Origin of the sequence: Nocardia sp. NPDC052001 (assembly GCF_040680615.1) — a bacterium.
Taxonomy (GTDB): domain Bacteria; phylum Actinomycetota; class Actinomycetes; order Mycobacteriales; family Mycobacteriaceae; genus Nocardia.
This window is the reverse complement of the sequence record NZ_JBFAXC010000001.1, coordinates 530418-554323: the sequence shown is the minus strand read 5'-3', so window position 1 is coordinate 554323 and position 23906 is coordinate 530418. Positions and strand designations below refer to the sequence as shown.

The following is a 23906-nucleotide window of genomic DNA, read 5'->3' as shown; positions in this document are numbered from 1 at the left end:
CGACGCCGCCGCACACGCTGGTTCGGAAGACAAAACACCGCACGCGATCCGCGCTCCGCTTGGCATTTCGAACAAACCGCCGCACCGCGACGACTGCCTAGCCTGAATCAACCGCACGCGCCGCAAGGAGCCTTCATGACCACGCCCCATCCCGTCGACACCCGATTGCCCTGGCATCGACTGCTGGCCTTCGGTATTCAGCACGTGCTGATCATGTACACCGGCTGTGTGACCGTACCTCTGGTGTTCGGTGCGGCCGCCGGGCTGGACAAGGCCACCGTCGGATTGCTGATCAGCGCGGACCTGTTGGTGGCGGGCATCATCACGCTCATCCAGAGCCTCGGGCTGGGCCGGATCGCGGGCGCTCGGCTGCCGATCATCACCGGCGCGACCTTCGTGGCGATGAGTCCGATGATCTTGATCGCCAAGCAGTACGGCCTGCCCGCCGTCTACGGTTCCATGCTCATCGGCGGTCTGGTCGGCATCGCATTGGCGTGGCCGTTCGCCATGGTGGTGCGGTTCTTCCCGCCCCTGGTCAGCGGAACCGTACTGACGGTGGTGGGTGTATCGCTCATCGGCGTGGCGGGCGGGCTCATTGTGGGCAGCAATCCGAAAGCGCCGTCCTTCGGCGCGATCTCCAATATCGTGCTGGCCGCGGTGGTGCTGCTCATCGCCTTGATCGGGACCGTATTCGGCCGCGGCATCTGGTCGCAGCTGGGCATTCTCATCGCGTTGATCGTCGGTGTGCTGATCTCCATCCCGATGGGATTGATCAAACTGGACGGCGTCTCGGACGCGGCTTGGCTGGGCGCACCGCACGTCTTCTATTTCGGCGCACCGCAATTCCCCATCGCCGCGGTGGTGGCCATGAGCATCGTGATGGCCGTCGTCTTCGCCGAATCCACCGCCAGCATGCTGGCCATCGGCGAGATCACCGGCAAGCAGCTGGAGCGCGGGGATGTGGCGCGCGGCCTGATCGGTGACGGGCTCTCGGCGGTGCTGGCCGGTGTCTTCAGCTCATTCATCGATACGGTCTTCAACCAGAATGTCGGCGCGGTCTCCGCGACCCGGGTGTACAGCCGCTATGTGACGGCGGTCAGCGGTGCGCTGCTGATAATCCTGGGCCTGGTACCGCGTTTCGGCGCGGTGGTCGCGGCGGTGCCGCAGCCCGTGGTCGGCGGCGTGGGCCTGGTGCTGTTCGCGACCATCGCGGTGATCGGCGTCGACACCCTGCGCCGCGCGGATCTCTCGGACCGGGTGAACCTCAGCATCGTCGCGGTGTCCATCGGCGTCGGCCTGGTTCCGGTGCTCACCAAGGGCATGTTCGACAAGTTCCCGACCTCGGCGCAGATCCTGCTGAACAGCGGTATCTCACTGGCCGCCGCCACCGCCTTCACGCTGAACCTGCTGCTGAACCACACCAAGCTCGGTGACATCGCCCGTGGCGCAACCGAACCCGCGCCCGCGGAACCGGAGCCCCAGGACCCGATTCCCGCCTGAACCCCGCCTCCTCATCGGGGAGCGAGGCCGCGAATTCCACGGATTTCGCGGCCTCGGCTCAGCTAGTCGCTCAGGTAGCGCTCGACGGTCGCGACCTTGGCGGTCAGCATGTCGTCATATCCGGGCCGGACATCGGCTTTGACCATGATGCTGCACCGGTTCGATACCGCCAGCACGGCGTCGGTGGCCTTCTTGATGACGGCGAAGACCTCGTCCCACTCGCCTTCGATCTCGGTGAAACTGGCCGATGTCCGGTTGGGCAGCCCGCTTTCGCGAATCACGCGAATGGCCGCGGCCACCGGTTCGCCTACGTCTTCACCTGCGCCGATAGGGGTGATCGAGAATGCGGCGAGCATGGCGGTGGCCTCCTGCGGGTGAGGTAGTCGCGATAGATCGGCGTATGGATGGTAAGCCGACCGCGCTGGGTCGCCTGCCAGGTGGCCGGACTGTGCAGGGTGGACAGGGCCAGGCCGGTATGGGACAGGCCGTGCAGTGCGCGGCGGGTCGCGCCGGCGGTGAGACCCGTTGCGGCACAGAGTTGCCGGACGGTGAGCGCGGCCGGGAATTCCGGCCGCGACAGGGCGGCGAGCACCCGGGCTTCGGATTCGGTCAAGGCCATGTGCGGGCCTTCCATCGGTCGATCGCGGAACGAGTGGTCGGTATCCACTGCTGCCAACAGCGTCGCGCATCGATCACCGATTGGTAAAGCTCCAGGAAAGGTTCGCACCCTCACGCCCGGCGTGTCGCACCGATACCGGTGGATCCCGGCCAAAAACACGCCGGGATGACTGGTGGTGCTGGCACGCCGGGATGACGGTCGGGCGTGTGTGGTCAGAGCGCCTTGACGGGCTCGGCCACCGGCAGTTCCGGAATGCGGGTGGCGCGGGCGTAGACGGTCTCACCTTCGGCCAGGTGCAGTGCCTCGGCGTCGCCGCGGGTGACCTGGGCGGTGAAAATATCGCCGGTGGCGGCGTTGCGCAGTTCGACACGCACCTCGAAGCCCAGGTGCACGACTCGTTCCACGGTGGCGCGGGTGACGCCCGCCGACTGCGCGGTGCCCTCGTGCGCGGCCAATGCCATGGAGGGATCGCGGCCGACGCGAATATCGTGCGGGCGCACCAGATGTCCGTTCAGCTTGGCCACCGCGCCCAGGAACGACATGACGAAATCGTTTGCCGGACGGTCGTAGACGTCTTCCGGGGTGCCGACCTGTTCGATGCGGCCCTTGTTCATGACCGCGATGCGGTCGGCCACATCGAGGGCTTCCTCCTGATCGTGCGTGACCAGCACGGTGGTCACGTGCACCTCTTCGTGCAGCCGCCGCAGCCAAGTGCGCAGATCCGCACGGACTTTCGCGTCCAGCGCACCGAACGGCTCATCGAGCAGCAGCACCTGCGGATCGACCGCGAGCGCGCGAGCCAGTGCCATGCGCTGCCGCTGACCGCCGGAAAGCTGTGCGGGATACCGATGCTGGAACCCGTCGAGCCCGACGATCTCCAGCAGATCGTCGACCTTCTTCTTGATCTCCGGCTTGGGCCGCTTGCGGATCTTGAGCCCGAACGCCACATTGTCGCGCACGGTCATATGTTTGAACGCCGCGTAGTGCTGGAAGACGAATCCGATATCGCGCTTCTGCGGCGACACATTGGTCACATCGCGTTCGGCGATGGTGACGATGCCCGAATCCAGCGTCTCCAGTCCCGCGATCGACCGCAGCAGCGTCGACTTGCCCGATCCGGACGGCCCGAGCAGCGCGGTCAGCTCACCGGACGGGATGTCCAGGCTGACATCGTCGAGCGCGGCGAAGGTCCCGTAGTGCTTGTTGGCATTGGTCACGGTGATCATTTGGCAGTGCCCCGCTTGCGTTCGAGGAGAGTCATCAGAAGAAGGACAATGAGGGCGATTCCCATGAGCAGGGTCGCCGCGCAGTACGCGCCGAAAGTGTTGTGATCGTTGGTGTATCGCCCGTGCACCAGCAGCGTCAGCGTCTGCGATTTACCCGGCAGCGCCGTGGACACCATGATCACCGCACCGAATTCGCCGAGCGCACGCGCCACGGTGAGCACGATGCCGTAGGTCAGGCCCCAGCGGATGGCGGGCAGCGTGATGCGCCAGAACGTCTGCCAGCGCGAGGCGCCCAGTGTCGCGGCGGCCTGCTCCTGATCGTCGCCGATCTCGTGCAGCACCGGCTCCACCTCGCGCACTACGAACGGCAGCGTCACGAAGATGGTGGCCAGCACCATGCCCGGCAGATTGAAGATCACCTTGATGCCGTGATTCTCCAGTCCGCCGAACCAGCCGTGCGCACCCCACAGCAGGATGAGCGAAACACCCACCACGACAGGCGAAACCGCGAACGGCAGATCGACCAGACCCTGAACCAGGTTGCGGCCCGGGAACTTTCCGCGCACCAGCGCCAGCGCGGTGAGCACACCGAAGACCACATTGATCGGCACCACGATCGCCACGATCACCAGCGACAGTTGCAGCGCGGACTGCGCGGCCGGGGTGGTGATGGAATCGAAGAACGCACCCACACCGCGCTCGAACGTCCGCCAGAAGATGATGACGAGCGGCAGGATCAGCAGCACACCCAGATAGGTGAGCGCGATGGTGCGCAGCGAAATCCGCGTCCACGGAGCGAGTTTCATCGCGATTCCTGTTCCTTGCGGGCGGTCCGGTCGGCGAACAAGCGCAGCACCAGCAGGGATACGAACGAGATCACCAGCAGCGCGACCGATACCGCGGCGGCGTTGACCGGCCGGTCGATCTCGATCTGCTGCTGGATGTACTGCGAGGCCATCTGCGTCTCGCGCGGAATATTGCCGCCGATGAGCACCACCGATCCGTATTCACCGATGGCGCGGGCGAACGCGAGCCCGCCGCCGCTGATGATGGCCGGGGCCAGGGTCGGCAGCAGAATGCGCCGGAAGGTGGTCCAGTTGTCCGCGCCCAGCGACGCGGCGGCCTGTTCCACCTCCTTGTCGACCTCGATGAGCACCGGCTGCACCGAGCGCACCACGAACGGCAGCGTCACGAACGCCAGCGCCACGATGATGCCCGGCTGGGTGGCATTGAGATGCACGTTGATCGGGCTGCGCGGCCCGTACAGCGCCAGCAGCACGATGCTGGCCACGATGGTGGGCAGCGCGAAGGGCAGGTCGATCAGCGCGTTCACGATCCCCTTGCCCGGGAATTCGTCGCGCACCAGCACCCAGGCGATCAGGGTGCCCATGATGACGTTCACGACCGCGACGATCACCGAAACGAAGATCGTCACCTTCAGCGAATCGATCGCCGACGGCGCGGTGACCGCATCCCAGAAGCCGGACCAGCCGTCTCCGAAGGAGTTGTAGGTCAGCGCCGCCAGCGGCAGCAACACGATGATGCTGAGCCACAGCACCGACGTGGCGATGCCGATCGGGCCGACCGACCCGGTCACCCGCAGCCAGGACCGGCCCGGCTTGGGTTTCTTGTCTACCGAAACGCCGGGACCCTGATCGGTCCCGGCGCTCGTGCTGCTGTCACTCACGGTATCGAGTATCGCCTGTGTCCCAGGTCACCTGACTACTTGGTGGCCTTGTCGTAGATCACCGCGACGGTGCCGGTGTCCTTGGTGAACAGATCCTTGTCCACAGCCTTCCAGCCGCCGAGGTCCGCGATGGTCCACAGCTTCTGCGGGGCCGGGAAGTCCTTGGCGAAGTCGGCGGCGACCTTCGGGTCGACCGGGCGGAAACCGGCGCCGGCCCAAGCCTTCTGGCCCGCGGGGGTGTACAGGAAGTCCTTGAAGGCGGTGGCCTTGGCGGCGTTCTTGCTGTTCTTGAGCACCGCGACCGGGTTCTCGATCTTGAAGGTCACCGGTGGGATGAAGTGCTCGATCGGATCGCCGTTGCGCTCGGAGAAGATGGCCTCGTTCTCATAGCTCAGCAGCACGTCACCGGTGCCCTGCAGGAAGGTCTCGGTGGCCTCGCGACCCGACTTGGGCTGCACCTTCACGTGATCGCGGGAGATGAGCTGCGACAGGTAGTCCAGACCGGCCTGCGGGTTCTTGCCGCCGTCGCTCTTGGCCGCGTACGGCGCGAGCAGGTTCCACTTGGCCGAACCCGAGGAGAACGGGTTGGGGGTCACGACCTCGACGCCCGGCTTGAGCAGGTCGTCCCAGTTCTTGATGCCCTTCGGGTTGCCCTTGCGGACCACGATGGCAACGACCGAGCCGAACGGAATTCCCTTGTTGGCGTCCGCGTTCCAGCTCGCGTCGACCAGACCGGCATCCACCAGGCGGGTCACGTCGGGCTCGACCGAGAAGTTCACGACGTCCGCTTCCGCGCCGTCCTTCACCTTGCGGGACTGATCGCCCGAGGCGCCGTAGGAGGCCTGGAACTGCACGCCCTTACCGGCATCGGTCTTGTTGAACTCCGGGATCACCTTGTCGAAGCCCGGCTTCGGGACCGCGTAGGCGTAGAGGTTCAGGGTGCCGCCGCTGCCGTCCGCCGCAGAACTGTCGGAGGAATCGCTCGCGCCGCCGCCGCACGCGGTGAGCACGGTGGCTGCGACCGCGGTCAGGGCGACGGCGATAGATCGGCGAGAAAGCCGGGAGTTGCGAGACATCGGGGTGGACCTTTCGAGAAACCCGCCGGGTGGACACCGGGGAGGCGGGTAATGAGGTGATGCCGTAGACCCGTCGTTATGAGGCGACGGTGGCGCTGCGGTCCGAGATGAGGAATCGGGACCGTCTGGGATCCGGGAACTACTGCGAAAGGTGCGCGCGCCAGTCTACTTCAGACGTGCAGCGGTGCCCGGTCGGCAATCAGCGACAGTGAATGTCCGCGACCACGAGGCAGCCCACAGCGATCAACGCCAATTCATGGCGGACCTGGGGCACAACACTCGACGACACGCGGCAGACTGTAGCAGAGCGGCCGGTACGGCCGCGAATCACTGTGAGTATGCACACGGGGGATCCACCTATGACAAGTCCTGATCGAGTCCGCCGGGAGTTCCCCGGCATTTCGACCCGCGCCTGGGAGCATCCGGCCGACCGCACCGCGCTGGTCGCGCTGCGCTCGCTCTCGGGTTTCGATGTGCTGCTGCGCACGCTGTCCGGTCTGCTGGCCGAACGCCAGCATCGGCTGCTGTATCTGGCCTCCGCCGTGCGGGTGGATGAGCGGCAGTTCAAGAACATTCACCAGCTGCGCGCGGACGCGGTGCGCATCCTGGACGCCAAGACCACCCCGGAGCTGTTCGTGCTCCAGGACCCCACGGCCAATGCCTTCACCATCGGTATGGACCGGCCGTTCATCGTGCTCACCACCGGACTGCTGGATCTGCTCGATCCCGAGGAGCTGCGCTTCGCGGTCGGCCATGAGCTCGGGCACGCGCTGTCCGGGCACGCGGTGTACCGGACCATGCTCATGCATCTGATGAATCTGGCCGCGGGCATCGGCTGGGTTCCGGTGGGCGGCTGGGCTTTACGCGCGATCGTGGCCGCGCTGATGGAGTGGAGCCGCAAATCCGAACTGTCGGGGGACCGCGCGGGACTGCTGTGCGGACAGGACGTCGACGCGTCCGTGCGGGTGCATATGAAGCTGGCGGGCGGCTCGCGCGTGGATCAGATGAGCCATGCGGCCTTCCTGGCGCAGGCCGATGACTACGACCGCACCGGCGATCTGCGCGACGGCGTGCTGAAACTGCTGAATCTGGAACTGCAGACGCACCCGTTCTCGGTGCTGCGCGCGGCCGAACTGCGGCGCTGGATCACCAGCGGTGACTACGACCGAATTCTGTCCGGGCAGTACCCGCTGCGCGAGCACGACCGGAACGTGAAGATCAGCGATCAGGTCAAGGAGGCGGCACGGGCGTACCGGCAGAACTTCGATCAATCCGAGGATCCGCTGATCCGCACCGTGCGCAACCTCGGACGCGATGTCGGATCCGCGGTCGGCACGGTGGGTCAGGAAGTGGGCGAAACGGTTTCGAAGATCGGGAAGCGTTTCAGCGAATGGCGGGACGGGGAAACGAAGAACTGACGGGGTTACTCGTCGCCTTCGACAACGGGCGGGGCTTCCAGGATGTCGAGAATCCACTCTTCGGTGGCACTCTCGGCATCCTCCTCATCGGGGCGGATGCGATTGACGAGGCGGACGCCCAGGCCGAGCAGCTGCGCCGCCTTCACCATTTCGATGACCTCGTCCGGGCCCGCGAGGTGAGTCGCGATCAGGCGCGGCTCCTCCTCGAAGTCCTCCTCGGACAGCAACGTCTCCAGTTCCAAGCCTTCATCGGTTGACATGGTGCAGCAGCGTACGCGCAGCATCCGACAAAGTGGGTCACCAGTGGCGATTCAGCCGATGAACAACCGACCAACTCAGCGCGCGAAAAGCCAAGCGACGACGACCAGTACGAGCAGCGCGATCAGAGCGAGCTGAACACGAGAGCGGGGCATCAGGCGGCTTCCTTACGCATACGACGCGGCTGCGCGGCGGGCGCCGCGGCCTCCTGTGCAGCCACCCGATCCCGGCCCAGTGCGCGCAGCGCAACCCGCAGCACGCGATCGAGCACGTAGGCGATGGCGAAACAAACCGGCACCATGGCGGCCAGCACCACGGCGAACTGGGGGACGAACGGCAGGCCGGCCACCCATAGTTCGACGCCGTCCCACCATCCTGCGATCCGATGCACGACATCAGCCTAGGCCGAAGACGCGATGGTGGACGATTCGGGCTGATTGGACAGAAGATGTGTACATGGAGTCCTACGACGAACCGGAGTCCGACACCCGGCCGCTGGGTAGCGAGACAGGCACGCTCGGCGGCGAGTCCTTCGACCCGCCGCGGGATTCGACCGATAGGCCGGATGCCCCGCTCAATGACGGATTCCTGCCCTCGGCGACCGGGACCGGCCATTATTCGCCGTTCCCGCCCATCGACGATTACGCGTTCCTGTCCGATTGCGAGACCAACTGCCTCATCGCCCGCAACGGTTCGGTGGAGTGGATGTGCGTGCCACGACCGGACTCCCCCAGCATTTTCGGGTCCATGCTGGACCGCAGCGCCGGACACTTCCGGATCGGGCCGTACGGGCGCAATGTGCCCGCCGCACGACGCTATCTGCCCGGCGGGCTGATCGTGGAAACCACCTGGCAGACCGAGACCGGCTGGCTCATCGTGCGCGATGCCCTGGTGCTCGGGCCGTGGCACAACAATCGCTCGCGCAGCCGCTCGCATAAGCGCACCCCGATGGACTGGGACGCCGAGCACATGCTGCTGCGCACGGTGAAATGCGTGAACGGCGTGGTCGAGCTGGAGATGAGCTGTGAACCCGCCTTCGACTACCACCTGGGCGCGGCCAATTGGGAGTACAGCGGTGACGTGTACGAACAGGCCACCGCCAGCAGTGAGCGCGAGGGCTGCCCGTCGCTGACCCTGACCACCGATCTGCGGCTCGGGCTGGAGGGGCGCGAGGCCCGTGCCCGGACCCGCATGAAGGAGGGCGACCAGGTCTTCGTGGCGCTGTCCTGGTCGGATCTGGAGCCGCCCAAGACTTTCGAGGAAGCCGCCGAGAAGATGTGGACCACCACCGAGGCGTGGCGGCAGTGGATCACACTGGGGCGCTTCCCGGATCATCCGTGGCGCGGCTACCTGCAGCGCAGCGCGCTGACGCTGAAGGGGCTCACCTACGCGCCGACCGGCGCGCTGATGGCGGCGGCCACCACCTCGCTGCCGGAAACCCCCGGCGGGGAACGCAATTGGGACTACCGCTACACCTGGGTGCGCGATTCGACGTTCGCACTGTGGGGGCTGTACACGCTGGGCCTGGATCGCGAAGCGGATGATTTCTTCGCCTTCCTGCACGATGTCACCACCGCGGGGAACGGCAAAGCCCTTCCGCTACAGGTGCTTTACGGTATCGGCGGCGAGCGCGAGATCACCGAATCCGAGCTTTCGCACCTGTCCGGATACGACGGCGCACGGCCGGTGCGCATCGGCAATGGCGCGTACAACCAGGAACAGCACGATATCTGGGGCACCATCCTGGATTCGGTGTACCTGCACGTGAAATCGCGGCAGCAGGTCCCGGAGACGTTGTGGCCCATGCTGGAACGGCAGGTGCAGGCGGCGATCGAGAACTGGCGCAATCCCGATCGCGGCATCTGGGAGGTGCGCGGGGAGCCGCAGCACTTCACCTGTTCCAAGGTGATGTGCTGGGTCGCGCTGGATCGCGGCGCGAAACTCGCGGAGTGGCACGGGGAATTCGACTACGCCAAGAAGTGGCATGACATCGCCGACGAGATCCGGCAGGACGTGCTCGACAATGGCGTGAACGAGGCCGGGGTCTTCACCCAGACCTACGGCAGCGACAATCTGGACGCCTCACTGCTGCTGGTGGGGCTGCTGCGCTTCCTGCCGCCCACCGATCATCGGGTGCGCGCCACCGTGCTCGCCATCGCCGATGAACTCACCGAGAACGGGCTGGTGCTGCGCTACCGCACCGATACCACCGATGACGGATTGTCCGGCGAGGAGGGCTCTTTCACCATCTGCTCGTTCTGGCTGGTGTCCGCGCTGGTGGAGATCGGCGAATTGGCGCGCGGCCGCCAACTGTGCGAACGCCTGCTCGGCTACGCCAGCCCGCTCAAGCTCTACGCCGAGGAGATCGATACCCGTACCGGCCGCCACCTCGGCAATTTCCCGCAGGCTTTCACCCATCTGGCGCTGATCAACGCGGTCATGCACGTCATCCGCGCCGAGGAATCGCACCACTCCGGCCAGTTCAACCCGGCCCACCCCGGCCGGTCCTGACCGGCGCGGAAACCCTTCAGTACGAAGGGTTTCCGCCGCCCTGGGCATCGGCGCGCTCACGCAGATCGTGCAGGCGAACCAGCGATGACTCGATTTCGGTGAGGCGCTGTTCGCGGCGCGCGCCCGAATGCACGGCGGCGGCCTCCTCGGCGGCGCGCAGTGAGGCGTCCACCGAACGCAGTGTCTCATTGGCGATTTCGGTGAAGTGGTCGCGCAGATTGCGCTGCACCGCGCGCAGGCGGTAGCGCGATTCCTTGCTGACCTGGAAGATCACATCGTCCATGAGGCGGGCGACGGCGACCTTGGCCTCGGCCTGGCGGCGCTGTTTGCGCGATTTGCGGTCGTCCCACAGGGCATTGACGCCGAGCAGTACGCCCGCACCGGCGGAGTACCAGTTCACCAGGGACATGCCGAGCAGGCTGGTGGCCAGGCCGACCATCAGGACGCCGCCGTAGGAGCCGCGCAGCATATTCAGGAACTGCTGCGCCACAGCGGGTTTGGCGCTGTCCAGTTTATCCAGCGAGGTGACCGGTTCCAGCACCTCACCGACCTCGCCCGGATTGTCCAGGCGCAGTTCGGGTGTCGGGATGCCGCGGTCCGGGAATTTCGCCGCCACCTGCTCGGCCAGCTCCACCGAGCGGTAGTGCGCGATGACGAAGTTCTCCTCCACCGCCTCGCAGATCTTGGCATCGAGGTCCGCGCCGAACTCGGCCCAGCGCCGGGCCGGATCGCGCTTCATGATGTCGGCCTCGGCATCGCGGATCAGGCTCCGCAGCCGGTGGCGCAGATCATGTTCGGTGTCGGCCATCAATTCGCCCGCGCCGTCGGCGAGGGTGACCTGCCAGTTCGCGGTGCGCTGGCGCAGCTGTTCGGCTTCCTCGCGGGTGCGGCGCAACTGTTCGGTGATGACGCCGTAGCGGCGCGGATCGCGCAGCGTCTCGGCCTCGGTGCGCAGCGCGAGCGCGAGATGATCGCTGATGAGCCCGATATCGCGCACCGCGGCATCGGCGGCGACGGCGTCGGCATTGCCGAGCACATAGTCGCGCAGATGATCGAGCAGTTGCGGCACACCGGATTCCAGATCGAGCTGCTGATCGCCGGTGGAGCGGGCGTGCTCGTGCAGCCGCGCCGAAGCGGGTGCGACGGCGAAGGCCAGCCCGGCGGCGTCGAGCAGCCGCCGGTCATGCTGCTGCACCTCGGGCCACTGCGGATACTGATCGATCTTGTTGAGCACGCAGACGACCGTCGGGCAGACCTGCTGAATGCGTTGCAGCTGCCCGATCTGCCCGGCGGTGAACGGCCGCGCCGCATCGGCCACGTAGAGCACGGCGTCCGCGACGGCCAGCAGCGACCAGGTGGCCGGGGTGTCCGCGGGCGAACCCGGTGCGTCCAGCAGCACGAAGCCCTCCGCCAAAAGCGCACTGGGCTCGGTGAACTCGGCCCGCAGCACACCACCGGCGGCCGATTCGGCGACCGCCTGCCGCGGATCGACGGACTGCCGTTCGGCCACACCGCCACCACTACCGGCGCGCACCAGGGTGGCGCTGGAATGCGGTCCGTACTCGGCGATCACCGGCACGCTGGACGGGCTGTCGGTCGCGCTCACCGGCGCGCCGATCAGACTGTTGACCAGCGTGCTCATTCCGCTCTTGGACTCACCGACCACGACCAGGCGCACCCGGGGATCGGACAGCCGGGCGCGCGCGATGCCCAGCCGTCCGGCCAGATCCGCGCGGCCCGCGGCGTGCACCGGCTCCAGCAGCTCGTCGAGCAACCCGAGCAACGGGCCCATCGTGTCCGGATTCTTCACTGCGACAAGGCGTTCGACACCGCTCACAGCAGCGTATGGTCGAACGCGGCATGCACCGGGAAGTGGCTGTCGGTGAGACTGCCGTCCGTGATGAGGTGGCTGCCGAGGCCGCCGTCATGCATCAGGTAGACCGGATGCAGTGCGGAATCGTCCGCGATCGGCATCAGGTGCTGACCCGAATCATTCACCTCGGCAATGGGTTTCGCCGGTTTGGGAGCGTCCTGCGGTTTGGGCGGGTTGGTCTGGGGCTGTCCGGTCGGCACCGCGGGTACGGTGGCCGCCGGCGGATCCAGCGTCACCGGGGGCACGGTCGGCGCGACCGTCGGCACCGTCGCGTCCGAGCTCGGATGGGACGGATTGGTGACCGGCGGCTGATGCGTGGGAACGGTATCGCTCGGCGGGGTGATGGTCGGCGCGGTGCTGTGGCCGTCGGTGTCACCGCCGGTGTTCGGGCGCGTGGTGCCGGTATCCGGATCCGTGGTGACCGGCGGAACCGTGGTGTGCGGTGCCGTGGTGTGCGGCGCGGTGGTGGTCGGCAGGGTGATACCGGGCAGCTTGGTCGTGGTCGGATCGGTGATGCCCGGGATCTTGGTGGTCACCGGTACCGAGGGCACCGTGGTGAGCGCGGGATCGGTCTTGGGCGGCACGCTGATCTTGGGCACGGTGGTGCCTGGTTCGGTGGTCACCGGTGTGGGCTTGGCGATCGTGCTCACGTCCGGATGGCCGCCATTGGCCAGCAGCACCGGATGATTGCCGTGGTGTTCGAAGAGCGCGGGCGCCTGGGCCGCCGAGGCGTACAGCGGCGATTGGCTCGGCGTGGTGAGCAGATTCGCGATGGGATGCTGTGCGGCATCGGGCTGAATGGTGGTCTGCAACGGGGTCGCGACCACCGGCTGCGCCACCGCGACCGGAGCCACCACGACGGGGGCGACGGCGGCGGGCACCACCGGGGCGACCACGATGGGCGCGGCCGGAGCGACCGGGGTCGCGATCGGCGCGGGTGCGGCCGGGGCCACATAGGCGGGTGCGGGCGCACCCGTCCCGCCGGCGGGCAGGCCGAAGGAGGAGCCGGGAGCCGTACCCGGCGCACCGGTCGAACCACCCAGCGGCGCACCGCTTCCCGCGCCGTGTGAGCCGTAACCCGTTCCGTGCGAACCGGTTCCGCCACCGTGCGCACCCGGCGCACCGATACCCGCACCCGGCACACCGGCTCCGGGGCCGTGCGGGTCGGTGGCCGACGCGGTCGCCGAATTGGGTTGCTGGCCGGGCAGATTCGCGCCGGTGGTCTGCGCGCCCGGGTTCACCGCATCACTGCCCCAGGGCGCGGAACCGGCGGGCAGCGGATTGCCGTTCGGGTCGATGCCATTCGGGATGTGCCCGATGCCCTGGCCCATATCCTGGGTGAACTGATCGAGCTGATGGCCGACATTGCCGACGCCGATATTGACCTGCAGGTTGGATTCGAAGTGCACGCCGTCCAGGCCGACATGCATGTTCACGGCCCAGTTGGTATCGATCGCGATGCCGACGGGGCCGTCGCCGATACCGTCGAAAATGCCGCCGTGCGAACCACTTCCGATGGGATCACCCGCTCCGGGCAGGTTCCCCATCCCGGGTAGGTGCCCGTCCGCGCCGGGTAGCTTGAAGCCGCCCGGAATCTGCCAGCCATGGCCGCCGTCGCCGCCCGGCATCTGCCAGCCGAAACCGCCGCCGCCGTCCGCGCCCGGGATATGCCAGCCCGAACCGTCCGCGCCGGGCAGTTGCCAGCCCGAACCATCGGCACCGGGGATCTGCCAACCACCACCGGAGCCATCGGTATCGGGCAGCTGCCATTCCGAATCGCCGTTGCCCGGCTGCTGCGGGTCCCAGGGCTGATTCGAGTCGACCGGTCCGCCGCCGTTGGGCAGTTCGTATCCGGGCTGCTGCTGATAGTCGGGCAGCCGGAAGGACAGCGGCAGATCGGTGTCCGGAATGCCGACGCCGTTGAATCCGGACATGCTCGTATCGGCGGAGGGCTGTGAGCCGTAGTCGGCCGGGAGCAGTCCGGCATCGGTGCCGTAGTGCTGATTGTCCTGCGTGGCGACCGGCAGCATGCCGGTGGGCAGGTGTGCGGGCGGGAGCTGGTCGGCGGTGAGGTCCGGGAAGGTGAGGGTCGGGCTCGGCACGTCCGGCTGCGGATCGTTGGCCTGCTGCCAGCTCACATTGCGGCTGTCATGGTCGATGGCCGGAGCCGGACCGTCGCCGCTGCGCGTCCCCGCGGAGGCGATGAGCGCTCCACCCGTCACATACGCGCCAGCCCTCGCCGTGCGCGCCACACCGTTGGCGATCTGGTATGCGGTATCGCCCGCGTAATCGTCGCCCGTCCCGGATGCGTCGTCGTCGATAGGCCGCTCACGCGTCATACAGGCTCCCGCTCTCAAGGATCGGCGGTCCGCCGCTGGCGGACCGCCGTCTTCAAACTCGTTTCACACCCTATTTCCGGATACCCGGTCTGTCACATCCACCAGGTAGGAGCCGGTGTGTACAGCCGTGCGACACATAGCTTGTCACCCTGCATATCAGTACGGAAGCCCCAGAATCTGGCTGCAAAGCCAACCGTGCGCCCGACCGGCAAATCACCTCGGAAATCGCACGCCCACCGCCCAACCCGAACTTCGCAAACCTCGCATGGCAAGCCTTGCATCGCGAGGCTTTCGCCAGTCGAGCCCGCCGCCTCGCGGCCGTCAGGCCACCCACCCCACCCCATCTACAACAGTGCCCCGCTGCCGTCAGGCAGCGGGGCACGGGAGCTCGAGAGTTACTTCTTGGCCTTGCCGTCCGAGGCCGAATCGGTGGACAGCGCCGCCACGAAGGCTTCCTGCGGGACCTCGACGCGGCCGATGGTCTTCATCCGCTTCTTGCCTTCCTTCTGCTTCTCCAGCAGTTTGCGCTTACGGCTGATGTCACCGCCGTAGCACTTGGCCAGCACGTCCTTGCGGATGGCGCGGATGTTCTCGCGCGCGATGACCTTGGATCCGATGGCGGCCTGAATCGGCACCTCGAACTGCTGACGCGGAATGAGCTCGCGCAGTTTGGTGGTCATCTTGTGCCCGTACGCCTGCGCGGCATCCTTGTGCACGATCGCCGAGAACGCGTCCACGGCCTCACCCTGCAACAGGATGTCGACCTTGACCAGCGCGGCGGCCTGCTCGCCCGCCTCCTCGTAATCGAGCGAGGCGTAGCCGCGGGTGCGGGATTTCAGCGAGTCGAAGAAGTCGAAGATGATCTCCGCCATGGGCAGCGTGTACCGCATCTCCACGCGGGTCTCGGACAGATAGTCCATACCGAGCAGCTCACCGCGCCGCGCCTGGCACAGCTCCATGATGGTGCCGATGAATTCGCTCGGCGCGATCACGGTGCATTTGGTGATGGGTTCGTAGATCTCCTTCACCTTGCCCTCGGGCCAGTACGAGGGATTGGTGACGACGTGTTCGGTGCCGTCCTCCATGACCACGCGGTAGATAACGTTGGGCGCGGTGGAGATCAGGTCGAGCCCGAACTCGCGCTCGAGGCGTTCGCGGGTGATCTCCATGTGCAGCAGTCCGAGGAAGCCACAGCGGAAGCCGAAGCCGAGGGCCACCGAGGTTTCCGGCACATAGGTGAGCGCGGCATCGTTGAGCTGGAGCTTGTCGAGCGCGTCACGCAGGTTCGGGTAGTCCGAGCCGTCGACCGGGTAGAGCCCGGAGTAGACCATGGGCCGCGGTTCGCGGTATCCGGTGAGCGCCTCGGTCGCGCCGTCGCGGGCGCTGGTGATGGTGTCACCGACCTTGGACTGGCGGACGTCCTTCACACCGGTGATGAGGTAACCCACCTCACCGACGCCCAGCCCCTGGGTGGGCTTGGGTTCGGGTGACACGATGCCGATTTCGAGCAGTTCGTGCGTGGCCCCGGTGGACATCATCTTGATCTTCTGGCGCGGGGTGAGCTTGCCGTCCACCACACGCACATAGGTGACGACACCGCGATAGGTGTCGTATACCGAGTCGAAGATCATGGCACGCGCCGGAGCGTCGGCCTGCCCGACGGGCGGCGGCACCACGCGCACGGCCTCATTCAGCAGTTCGGCCACACCGACGCCGGTCTTACCGGAGACCCGCAGCACATCCTCGGGCTCACAGCCCACGATGTGCGCGATCTCGGCGGCGTACCGATCGGGGTCCGCGGCCGGCAGGTCGATCTTGTTCAGCACCGGAATGACCGTGAGGTCCTTGTCCATCGCCAGATACAGATTGGCGAGCGTCTGCGCCTCGATCCCCTGCGCCGCGTCGACCAGCAGGATCGCGCCCTCACACGCCTCCAGCGCACGCGACACCTCATAGGTGAAGTCGACGTGCCCCGGCGTATCGATCAAATGCAGGACATAGTCCTCACCATCGACCTGCCACGGCAGCCGCACATTCTGCGCCTTGATGGTGATACCGCGTTCCCGCTCGATATCCATCCGGTCCAGGTACTGGGCCCGCATGGCCCGCTCCTCGACCACACCGGTGAGTTGCAGCATGCGATCGGCCAGGGTCGATTTCCCGTGGTCGATATGGGCGATGATGCAGAAGTTCCTGATCCGGGACGGATCGGTGAACGTCGTATCGGCGAAACTGCTAATCGGAGTCACTCCTCGGCATGGCGAAACAGCGGCATGTCAACCCCGAAGTCTACGTTGCGCCAGGTACCGCTCTCGCCAGCGGAGTCACCAGTGCGCGAACGGCCCATTCGCACAGGCGAATCCGGCCCGGATGAGAACATCGCGCGGCGCCACTATGCTCCCCGCATGGCTGGCAGGTGGAACGCGCTGGGGAAGCAGTTGGGGATCGTGGCTAAGGAACAGGGTTCTCATCTGGTGAAGCAGCAGGGACCGAAGTTGATCGAGCGGGTGGCCGGGTCCTCGGTGTGGGGGCGGGCGGCGCGTGCGATCTCACCGAAGCCCGCGCCGGTGAAGGTGCGGCCGACGTCGTCGGCGGGGGTGCCGTCGCGGGAGCGGGCGCGGCAGATCGTGTACAGCCCGCAGTTGGACGGGCGGGCCGATCCGGGCGAGATCGTGTGGACCTGGGTGCCGTACGAGGAGGATCCGAGCAATGGCAAGGACCGTCCGGTGCTGGTGGTCGGGCGCGAGCGCGGCACGCTGCTGGGATTGATGCTGTCCAGCAATGAGGATCACGCGCGGCATGACAATTGGGTCGGCATCGGCCCGGGGGCGTGGGATCACGCGGGGCGGCCGAGCTGGGTGCGATTGGATCGGGTGCTCGATGTGCCGGAGGACGGTATCCGGCGGGAGGGCGCGATCGTGCCGCGCAAGACTTTCGACCTGGTCGCGCATCGCCTGTGCGCCGAATACCACTGGCATTAGCCGATTTTTATCGCAGGGTATTGACGAGACCGGTCGGTAAACGGACACTCTGTCCGTGCGGGCGGGAGAAGTGTTCGCGGGCTTTCGGATCGAACGCAAGCTCGGCGCGGGCGGTATGGGTTCGGTGTACTTGGCGCGCCATCCGCGACTACCCCGCCAGATCGCGCTCAAAGTGCTGTCCGACACCAGCAGTTCGGATGACGAGTTCCGGGCGCGCTTCCTGCGCGAGGCCGAACTCGCCGCCCGGCTGGCGCATCCCAATGTGGTGGCGATCCTCGATCGCGGTGTGGAGGACGAATCCCTCTGGATCGCAATGCAGTTCGTCGAGGGCGCGGACGCCGCCGACCTGCTGCGCGAATTCCCGTCCGGCCTGCCGCCCGAACGCGCGGTACATGTGGTCACCGAAGCGGCGAGCGGCCTGGATGCCGCGCACGCGGCCGGACTGCTGCACCGCGATGTCAAGCCCGCCAATATCCTCGTCTCCCCCGATCCGGACGGCCCGGATCGCGTGCTGGTCACCGATTTCGGAATCGCCCGCGCCATAGGCGAATCCACCGAACTCACCGCCGCCGGTGAAGTGCTCGCGACCGTCGCCTACGCGGCCCCCGAACAGCTGCGCGGCGAAACCCTCGACCACCGCGTCGATGTCTACGCCCTCGGCGCGACGCTGTACCAATTGCTCACCGGCGCCAAACCTTTCCCGCACGAGACGGCCGTCGCGGTGATGCAGGCGCATCTGATGGAGCCGCCACCGCGTCCCAGCGAAGTCGTGCCCGGTCTGCCCGAACAGTTCGATCGGGTGATCGCGCGGGCGATGGCGAAGGAACAGGATCAGCGCTATCGGAGCTGCGGTGCGCTCGCCGAAGCCGCGGGCGCGGCGCTGCGAGGTGAGGCGGTCGCGCCCGTCCCGCACCCGGCGGGATACCGCAAACGCCTGCTGTCGGGCGCGGTCGCCGCCGTCGCCCTGGTACTCGCCATCGCGGCCACCGCGTTCGTACTCGGCACCAACCATCCCGAGAAGTCCTCCCCCGCAACCATTTTCGCGGCCCCGATCACCGATGACAGCGGCCCGTGGGGCGTGGCCGGATTCGCCGTCGCGGCCTTCCCGAAACTGCTGCCGCACACGCCGACGACCAGCGGCTACGGCGGTCTGTGGTGCGAGACCAAGGATGAGCAGGGCGCGACGGCGGCGCTGGATGTACGGCGGCAGCAGATCTGGCTGGTGTGCAGCGGGGACGGCGATCCGGTGGACATGATCTGGGTGCACTGTTTATCGAGCCGCCTGTCCATGCCCGATATCGGATCGCCGATCGCCGTCGCCGGTAGCAAACTGTGGACCCGCGACAGTGGCGCGGGACGCATCGTCTGGGGCGACAGCAACGGCAACGGCGTACCGCAGGGCAATGTCCGCATAGCGTTCGACGATCCGGCCCGCAATTTCTGCGTCATCGACCTCTGGAGCATCACGGTGACCGGTCAGACCCTGCTCGACACCTGGTGGCCAGATGCTCCGCTCTAACCGCACGGCGCTCGGCGCGCTCGCTTTCATCGTGGTCGCACTGCTGATCGCGGTGCTGCTGTGGGGCGCCCGCACGGTGCCCGGATCCGCGACCACCGCCGATATCGACCTGAGCACACTGGATTTCGGTGAATTCGGCGCGGAGACGCTCTCCGAACCGAGCAATTCCAAGGACAAATACGGTCGCCTCATCGAATCGGCGCGCATGGCCGAAGCGGTGACCGATCCGCGCGAGGTGGACCCGTCGCTGAGCCCGTCCTTCCCGCTGCCCCTGCCGCGCCCGGCCGACACCATGGGCATTCTGGCCGATGTCGCGGTGCCGATCCTGACCAAATACGGGATGCTGGCCGGGTATTCGGTGAACGGCTGCCCGCCGAAGAATTGCCCGGCCAATGATCCGCCCTGGTCGGTGGGCACCACCGTGCTGCGGCTGCCCGACGCCACGGCGGCGCAGTCCGCCGCCGCCGAGATCGAGGCGGCGGATTTCGCGGTGAATCCCGAGAACGCACCGGTCACCCTTCCGGAATACCCTGCGGCGCGCGGACATTGGCGGCCCACGGTGCCGACGATCGGATTCGTGCTCGCGCACGGGACCTACGTGGTGGCGATTTTCGTGCGGTATCCGAACCCCGATCTGGGTGAGCTGACCCGGCTCGCGTCCAAGGCGATCGCCGTCGAACTGCCGCGCCTGGACCGATTCCAGCCCACCCCGGTGGCGGACCTGCCCAAACTGCGGTTCGATGCGGACGGCATGCTGCGGCGCATGGTGCCGACCACGCGTGGCGAATGGTCATACCCGTATATCACCAAGATTCAGGGATCCACTATCGCGGGCAAGGGCAGCTACCTCGAACCGAGCGGAGTTGTCTTCGGCCCCAATGGTTCCCGGCTGGCCCTGCCTGCGGCGAGCACGGCGGCGGGTATCGCCGAGGACGCCATCGAGAGCATCGCCCTGATCGATCGCGGCTGGCTGTTCCGGCTGCGCGACGCGACGGCCGCCCGCCGCCTGGCGAAAGAGGAGTCCGGGTACGGGCAGATGCAGACCCCACTGGCGAATCCGCCCGTGCCGGACGCGAAATGTCTTCGGCACGAACAGATCGTGCCGGTCTACTACTGCGTCGTCCAGGACGGCCGCTACGTGGCGATCGTGAACGCGACCGATGAGAAGTCGGTGCACCAGCGGGCCGCCGCGCAGTACGCGCTACTGGTGCGGAACCGGTAGGGCCGCGGATGCGCGCCTTGGAGCCGGGTGCGGTGGTGGCCGGGTATCGAATCGAACGGCGGATCGGCGCGGGCGGTATGGGCAGCGTGTACCTGGCCCGGCATCCGCGGCTGCCGCGCCAGGACGCGCTGAAGATCCTGTCGGACGGGGCCGATGCCGAATTCCGGGCCAGATTCCTGCGCGAGGCCGAACTGGCCGGGCGGCTGGATCATCCGAATATCGTGTCGATCTACGATTGCGGCGATGCGGGCGACATGCTCTGGATCGCTATGCAATTCGTCAATGGATGCGATGCCGCGCAGTTGGTGAGACAGCAGGGCGGGCTGCCCGCGGACCGTGCGGTGGCCATCATCACCGGAGCCGCCCGGGGCCTGGACGCCGCGCATCGCGCCGGACTGCTGCATCGGGATGTGAAGCCCGCCAATATCCTCATCGAGCCGGGCGCGGACGCGGATCGGGTGCTGGTCACCGATTTCGGAATCGCCCGCGCGATAACGGAATCCGTGGCGCTCACGGCGGTGGGCCGGGTGCTGGCCACGCTGGCCTTCGCCGCGCCCGAACAGATCGGCGGCGGGCGGCTCGACGAGCGCACCGATGTGTACGCGCTGGGCGGGACGCTCCACCAATTGCTCACGGGGACCGTGCCTTTCCCGCGTGAGACGGCCGCCGCGGTCATGCACGCGCATTTGACGGCGCCGCGTCCCGCGCCGAGCACCGTCGTCCCGGGTATTCCCAAGGCATTGGATTCCGTTGTCGCGCGCGCCATGTCGTACGACCCGGACGATCGCTATCGCAGTTGCGGTGAATTGGCCGAGGCGGCGGTGGCGGCACTGCGCGGGCACGCGTCCGCACCGCCCCGGCGCCGTCGCCCGCGCCTGCTCATCGCGATCGCGGCGACGGTGGCGGTGATCGCCGCCGCGACGATCGTGACGATCACCCGCATGACCGGTTCCGGCGGCCCGCCCCCCGGTCCCACCGCGAGCGCCGGATCACCCTGGCACGCTTTCGGTTTCATGGTCGACGCCTTCCCCGCCCTGCTTCCGGCCACGCCCGCCGCGCGCGGCTATCAGGGCTTGCGGTGCACCGCCTCCGACGACCGGGATAGGGCGGTTCCGCTCGACGATGTACTGGATCAACCCGTCCTGGTCTGTTCGACCGGCAGCGTATCGCTGTGGCTGACCTGCGCCTCCGATCGCTCGGCCATGCGCGGCCTGGAGCCGACCGGCAATCCGCAGGACGGCGAGTCCTGGTCGCGCGCCTCGGGCACCGGTCAGGCGCAGTGGAAGACCTTCGACAGTGACGGAAGCCCGAAGGGACAGCTGGACATCCGTTTCGACGGCGCCGCACGCAATTTCTGCACAATGCGATTCACCGGGGCGAAATCCGGTCGTGAACTCTACGACCAATGGTGGCCGGACGCCCCGATCTAGCGAGGACCAGGTGTGACGAACGACGAATTCCGGCAGCGCGCGCGGCGGCGCGCGATGGCCTGTGCGGCGAGTCTGACCGTGCTGGCCGGAGTGCTCGGCGGTTGCGGTGGCGAGGTCGTGCCCGGCAATGCCCGGCAGAGCACCCCGAACCTGGCCGCGCTCGATATGGGCGAACTATCCGCACAACCGAGTGCCGTGCCCGCCAATGACAATGACACGTACGGGCGTGTCATGGAATCCGCGCGACTGGCGGAGGTGGTGGTCAAGCCCGCCGATTTCGACAAGGATCTGAGCTACGGCGGCTCGGCGCTGTTGCCCACGCCCGGGCGCACCGCGGTGCTCGCACCGGAGATAGCGCTACAGCCGATCGCCCAGTACGGCATGATCGCCGGCTACGCGGTCAACGGGACCGACAGCCCCGCGAGCCCGCCCGCGGTCGGCGATTCCAAGATTCTGCGCATGACCGTGCTGAACTTCCGCGCGGATCCGATCGCCAGGCTCGTCGCGGGCCGGATCGCGGCGGCGGATATGGCCCGCAATCCGGACACCATTCGGATCGCCATCCCGGGATTCGATGACGCCTACGGCATTTCGCGCAAGCGATCGCCCGTACTGGTGACCGCGCTGGCGCATAAATCCTTCGTGGTCGTGGTGTACGCGGCCGATCGGGTGGTGGACGCGGCGGCATTGAGCGCACGCGCGAGCGCGGCCCTGGCCGCGGAGCTCCCGCTGCTGGACGGATTCGTGCCGACCGCACCGGACAAGCTGTCCGCCATGCCTTTCGACGGCGACGATATGTTGCGCCGCCTACTGCATCCCGACGCCACCACATGGCCGTATCCGGCCGCGGATCAGGCGGGCACCCCGGCGGACGCGAACTGGTTCGGGTTCGCCCACGGCACCGGTGTGGTCTACGGTCCGCGCGGTATCACGCACCTGTTCGGCCAGGGTGGCGCGGCCAAGAAATTCGAACCCGATCCGATCGAGCGCGCGGCCTTCATCGGCGATTGGTGGCTGATGCGACTATCGGACCTGGCACACACGCGCAGCATGCACGACCGCGTCGTCGCGGCCGCCACCGCGAACGGCGACACCCCGGCCGCGACCCCCGCGGGCGTCCCCGACGCAGCCTGCTTCCGAGGTAAGGACGTCCCCGACAACGCCCGCGAAACCCGCTACCGCTGCTTCCTGATGGACGGACGCTACTGGGCCGTCGTCAGCGGCCAGGACGAGAAAACCGCCCGCCAGCGCGCCGCCGCCCAATACGCCCTGCTCGTGAACACCCGCTAACGCCGAGCACACGTGCGCTCCGACGAGAGCTGGACGCCGCGTCCTCTCCAGCGCACCCCGCCTCTCGAATGGGACGCACCTTCCCTCGCTACGCACCGTGCCCCCATTCCGCAGGAATGGGGGCACGGGAATCGCGAAGAGGTGTCAGCTCACCATGTTCCGTGAGCGGCCGAACATAAGGCCGTAGACCAGCGAACCGAGCACGCCGCCGATGAGCGGGAAGACGATGAACACCCACAGCTGTGCGGGCGCACCGTCCTGGAAGAACGCGACCGCGAGGCTGCGCGCCGGATTCACCGAGGTGTTGTCCACCGGGATCGAGATCAGGTGGATGACGGCGAGGGTGATGCCGATCGACAACCCGGCCAGCGGCACATCCGAGAGCTGATCGGTGGAGGCCAGCACCACGAATACCAGCAGCGCGGTGAGAATCACCTCGACGGTGATGGCGGCGGCCAGACCATAGCCATTGGTGGTGATCCCGGCCAGTTCGACCTTGGACGGGCTGTGCGCGCCCCAGCCGTTGGCGGCCAGTCCATCCTTGGCCCGGTCATAGGACGGCAGGTTCTTGGCGATCGCGTAGATCACCGCGCCCGAGAGCAACCCGCCCACGAATTGCGCGACCATGTACGCCAGCGCCACCCCGGCCGACACCCGGCCCAGCAGTAGCTGCCCCACCGTCACGGCCGGATTCACATGGCAGCCCGAGACCGGTCCGATGGCGTACACCAGGAACAGCAGCGTGAATCCGAAGGCCAGGGCGATACCGAGCGCGCCGACGCGCTCCCCGGCCAGCACCGCGGTGCCCACGCCGCCGAGCACCAGTACGAAGGTGCCGAAGCCCTCCGCGAAGAGTTTCCGGCTCAGCGAGATCGGTTCCATCTCGCCCAGTTCTTCGACGACTTCCTGCGCTGTGGGAGACATCAGCCACCTTCCCGGATCGACCCGCCCTGATGG

The 23906-nt window shown here is 67.2% G+C and carries 21 protein-coding genes; 8 read left to right on the top strand and 13 right to left on the bottom strand.

The annotated features are described in order from the left end of the window. Positions 1–135 precede the first annotated feature (135 nt). Positions 136–1500, top strand: a complete 1365-nt coding sequence (locus tag AB0L82_RS02585; protein ID WP_364629889.1) for a nucleobase:cation symporter-2 family protein — start codon at positions 136–138, stop codon at positions 1498–1500. Between the two features lie 62 nt (positions 1501–1562). On the opposite strand, the gene AB0L82_RS02580 is transcribed toward AB0L82_RS02585, so the two are convergent. The 7 genes from AB0L82_RS02580 to AB0L82_RS02550 form a co-directional block, all read right to left on the bottom strand. Next, positions 1563–1856, bottom strand: a complete 294-nt coding sequence (locus AB0L82_RS02580) for an MTH1187 family thiamine-binding protein (protein WP_364629886.1) — start codon at positions 1854–1856, stop codon at positions 1563–1565. Continuing rightward, positions 1808–2119, bottom strand: coding sequence for a hypothetical protein (locus tag AB0L82_RS02575; RefSeq protein ID WP_364629883.1), 312 nt, complete (start codon positions 2117–2119; stop codon positions 1808–1810). The genes AB0L82_RS02580 and AB0L82_RS02575 overlap by 49 nt, the downstream gene beginning before the upstream one ends. Before the next feature lie 212 nt (positions 2120–2331). Further along, complete coding sequence (locus tag AB0L82_RS02570) at positions 2332–3345, bottom strand: sulfate ABC transporter ATP-binding protein (protein WP_364629880.1); 1014 nt, start codon at positions 3343–3345, stop codon at positions 2332–2334. After that, a complete protein-coding gene (gene cysW, locus AB0L82_RS02565) occupies positions 3342–4151 on the bottom strand; it encodes a sulfate ABC transporter permease subunit CysW (protein WP_364629877.1) in 810 nt (269 codons plus the stop codon). Before cysW ends, AB0L82_RS02570 begins: the two co-directional genes overlap by 4 nt. Further along, on the bottom strand, positions 4148–5032 hold the full coding sequence (cysT, locus tag AB0L82_RS02560; protein WP_364629874.1) for a sulfate ABC transporter permease subunit CysT: 885 nt from the start codon (positions 5030–5032) through the stop codon (positions 4148–4150). Before cysT ends, cysW begins: the two co-directional genes overlap by 4 nt. Before the next feature lie 35 nt (positions 5033–5067). After that, the gene (locus tag AB0L82_RS02555; protein ID WP_364629871.1) at positions 5068–6108 is read right to left on the bottom strand and encodes a sulfate ABC transporter substrate-binding protein; all 1041 of its coding nucleotides are present in this window, start codon (positions 6106–6108) and stop codon (positions 5068–5070) included. A gap of 199 nt (positions 6109–6307) precedes the next feature. Next, a complete protein-coding gene (locus AB0L82_RS02550; RefSeq protein ID WP_324192512.1) occupies positions 6308–6397 on the bottom strand; it encodes an Ms4533A family Cys-rich leader peptide in 90 nt (29 codons plus the stop codon). 70 nt (positions 6398–6467) lie between these two features. On the opposite strand from AB0L82_RS02550, the gene AB0L82_RS02545 reads away from it, so the two are divergent. Then, positions 6468–7526: a M48 family metallopeptidase gene (locus AB0L82_RS02545; RefSeq protein ID WP_364629868.1), complete on the top strand. Its 1059-nt coding sequence runs from the start codon at positions 6468–6470 to the stop codon at positions 7524–7526. A 5-nt stretch (positions 7527–7531) separates the two neighbouring features. Here the strand turns inward: AB0L82_RS02545 and AB0L82_RS02540 are convergent, their stop codons facing one another. Continuing rightward, positions 7532–7786, bottom strand: coding sequence for a hypothetical protein (locus AB0L82_RS02540; RefSeq protein WP_364629866.1), 255 nt, complete (start codon positions 7784–7786; stop codon positions 7532–7534). Positions 7787–7938: 152 nt separating this feature from the next. Further along, a complete protein-coding gene (locus tag AB0L82_RS02535) occupies positions 7939–8175 on the bottom strand; it encodes a hypothetical protein (protein ID WP_364629863.1) in 237 nt (78 codons plus the stop codon). 65 nt (positions 8176–8240) lie between these two features. Here AB0L82_RS02535 and AB0L82_RS02530 point away from each other — a divergent pair, with 65 nt between their 5' ends. Further along, complete coding sequence (locus tag AB0L82_RS02530) at positions 8241–10295, top strand: glycoside hydrolase family 15 protein (RefSeq protein ID WP_364629860.1); 2055 nt, start codon at positions 8241–8243, stop codon at positions 10293–10295. A gap of 16 nt (positions 10296–10311) precedes the next feature. Here AB0L82_RS02530 and AB0L82_RS02525 read toward each other — a convergent pair whose 3' ends face one another. The 3 genes from AB0L82_RS02525 to lepA form a co-directional block, all read right to left on the bottom strand. Then, complete coding sequence (locus AB0L82_RS02525; protein ID WP_364629857.1) at positions 10312–12132, bottom strand: hypothetical protein; 1821 nt, start codon at positions 12130–12132, stop codon at positions 10312–10314. Beyond that, complete coding sequence (locus tag AB0L82_RS02520; RefSeq protein ID WP_364629855.1) at positions 12129–14507, bottom strand: hypothetical protein; 2379 nt, start codon at positions 14505–14507, stop codon at positions 12129–12131. Before AB0L82_RS02520 ends, AB0L82_RS02525 begins: the two co-directional genes overlap by 4 nt. A 395-nt stretch (positions 14508–14902) precedes the next feature. Next, complete coding sequence (gene lepA, locus AB0L82_RS02515; protein WP_364629852.1) at positions 14903–16756, bottom strand: translation elongation factor 4; 1854 nt, start codon at positions 16754–16756, stop codon at positions 14903–14905. Positions 16757–16912: 156 nt separating this feature from the next. Between lepA and AB0L82_RS02510 the strand changes: the two genes are divergently transcribed. The 5 genes from AB0L82_RS02510 to AB0L82_RS02490 are packed head-to-tail and all read left to right on the top strand — an operon-like array spanning position 16913 to position 22949. After that, positions 16913–17488: a type II toxin-antitoxin system PemK/MazF family toxin gene (locus AB0L82_RS02510; RefSeq protein WP_364629849.1), complete on the top strand. Its 576-nt coding sequence runs from the start codon at positions 16913–16915 to the stop codon at positions 17486–17488. A gap of 55 nt (positions 17489–17543) precedes the next feature. Next, complete coding sequence (locus AB0L82_RS02505) at positions 17544–19007, top strand: serine/threonine-protein kinase (RefSeq protein WP_364629847.1); 1464 nt, start codon at positions 17544–17546, stop codon at positions 19005–19007. Next, positions 18994–20229, top strand: coding sequence for a hypothetical protein (locus AB0L82_RS02500; RefSeq protein ID WP_364629844.1), 1236 nt, complete (start codon positions 18994–18996; stop codon positions 20227–20229). The genes AB0L82_RS02505 and AB0L82_RS02500 overlap by 14 nt, the downstream gene beginning before the upstream one ends. Before the next feature lie 8 nt (positions 20230–20237). Continuing rightward, on the top strand, positions 20238–21659 hold the full coding sequence (locus tag AB0L82_RS02495; RefSeq protein ID WP_364629841.1) for a serine/threonine-protein kinase: 1422 nt from the start codon (positions 20238–20240) through the stop codon (positions 21657–21659). Positions 21660–21671: 12 nt separating this feature from the next. Then, positions 21672–22949 carry a hypothetical protein gene (locus AB0L82_RS02490; protein ID WP_364629839.1) on the top strand — a complete coding sequence of 426 codons (1278 nt, stop codon included), beginning with the start codon at positions 21672–21674 and terminating at the stop codon, positions 22947–22949. A gap of 144 nt (positions 22950–23093) precedes the next feature. Here AB0L82_RS02490 and AB0L82_RS02485 read toward each other — a convergent pair whose 3' ends face one another. Then, positions 23094–23873: an aquaporin gene (locus tag AB0L82_RS02485; protein WP_364629836.1), complete on the bottom strand. Its 780-nt coding sequence runs from the start codon at positions 23871–23873 to the stop codon at positions 23094–23096. Positions 23874–23906: the final 33 nt, after the last annotated feature.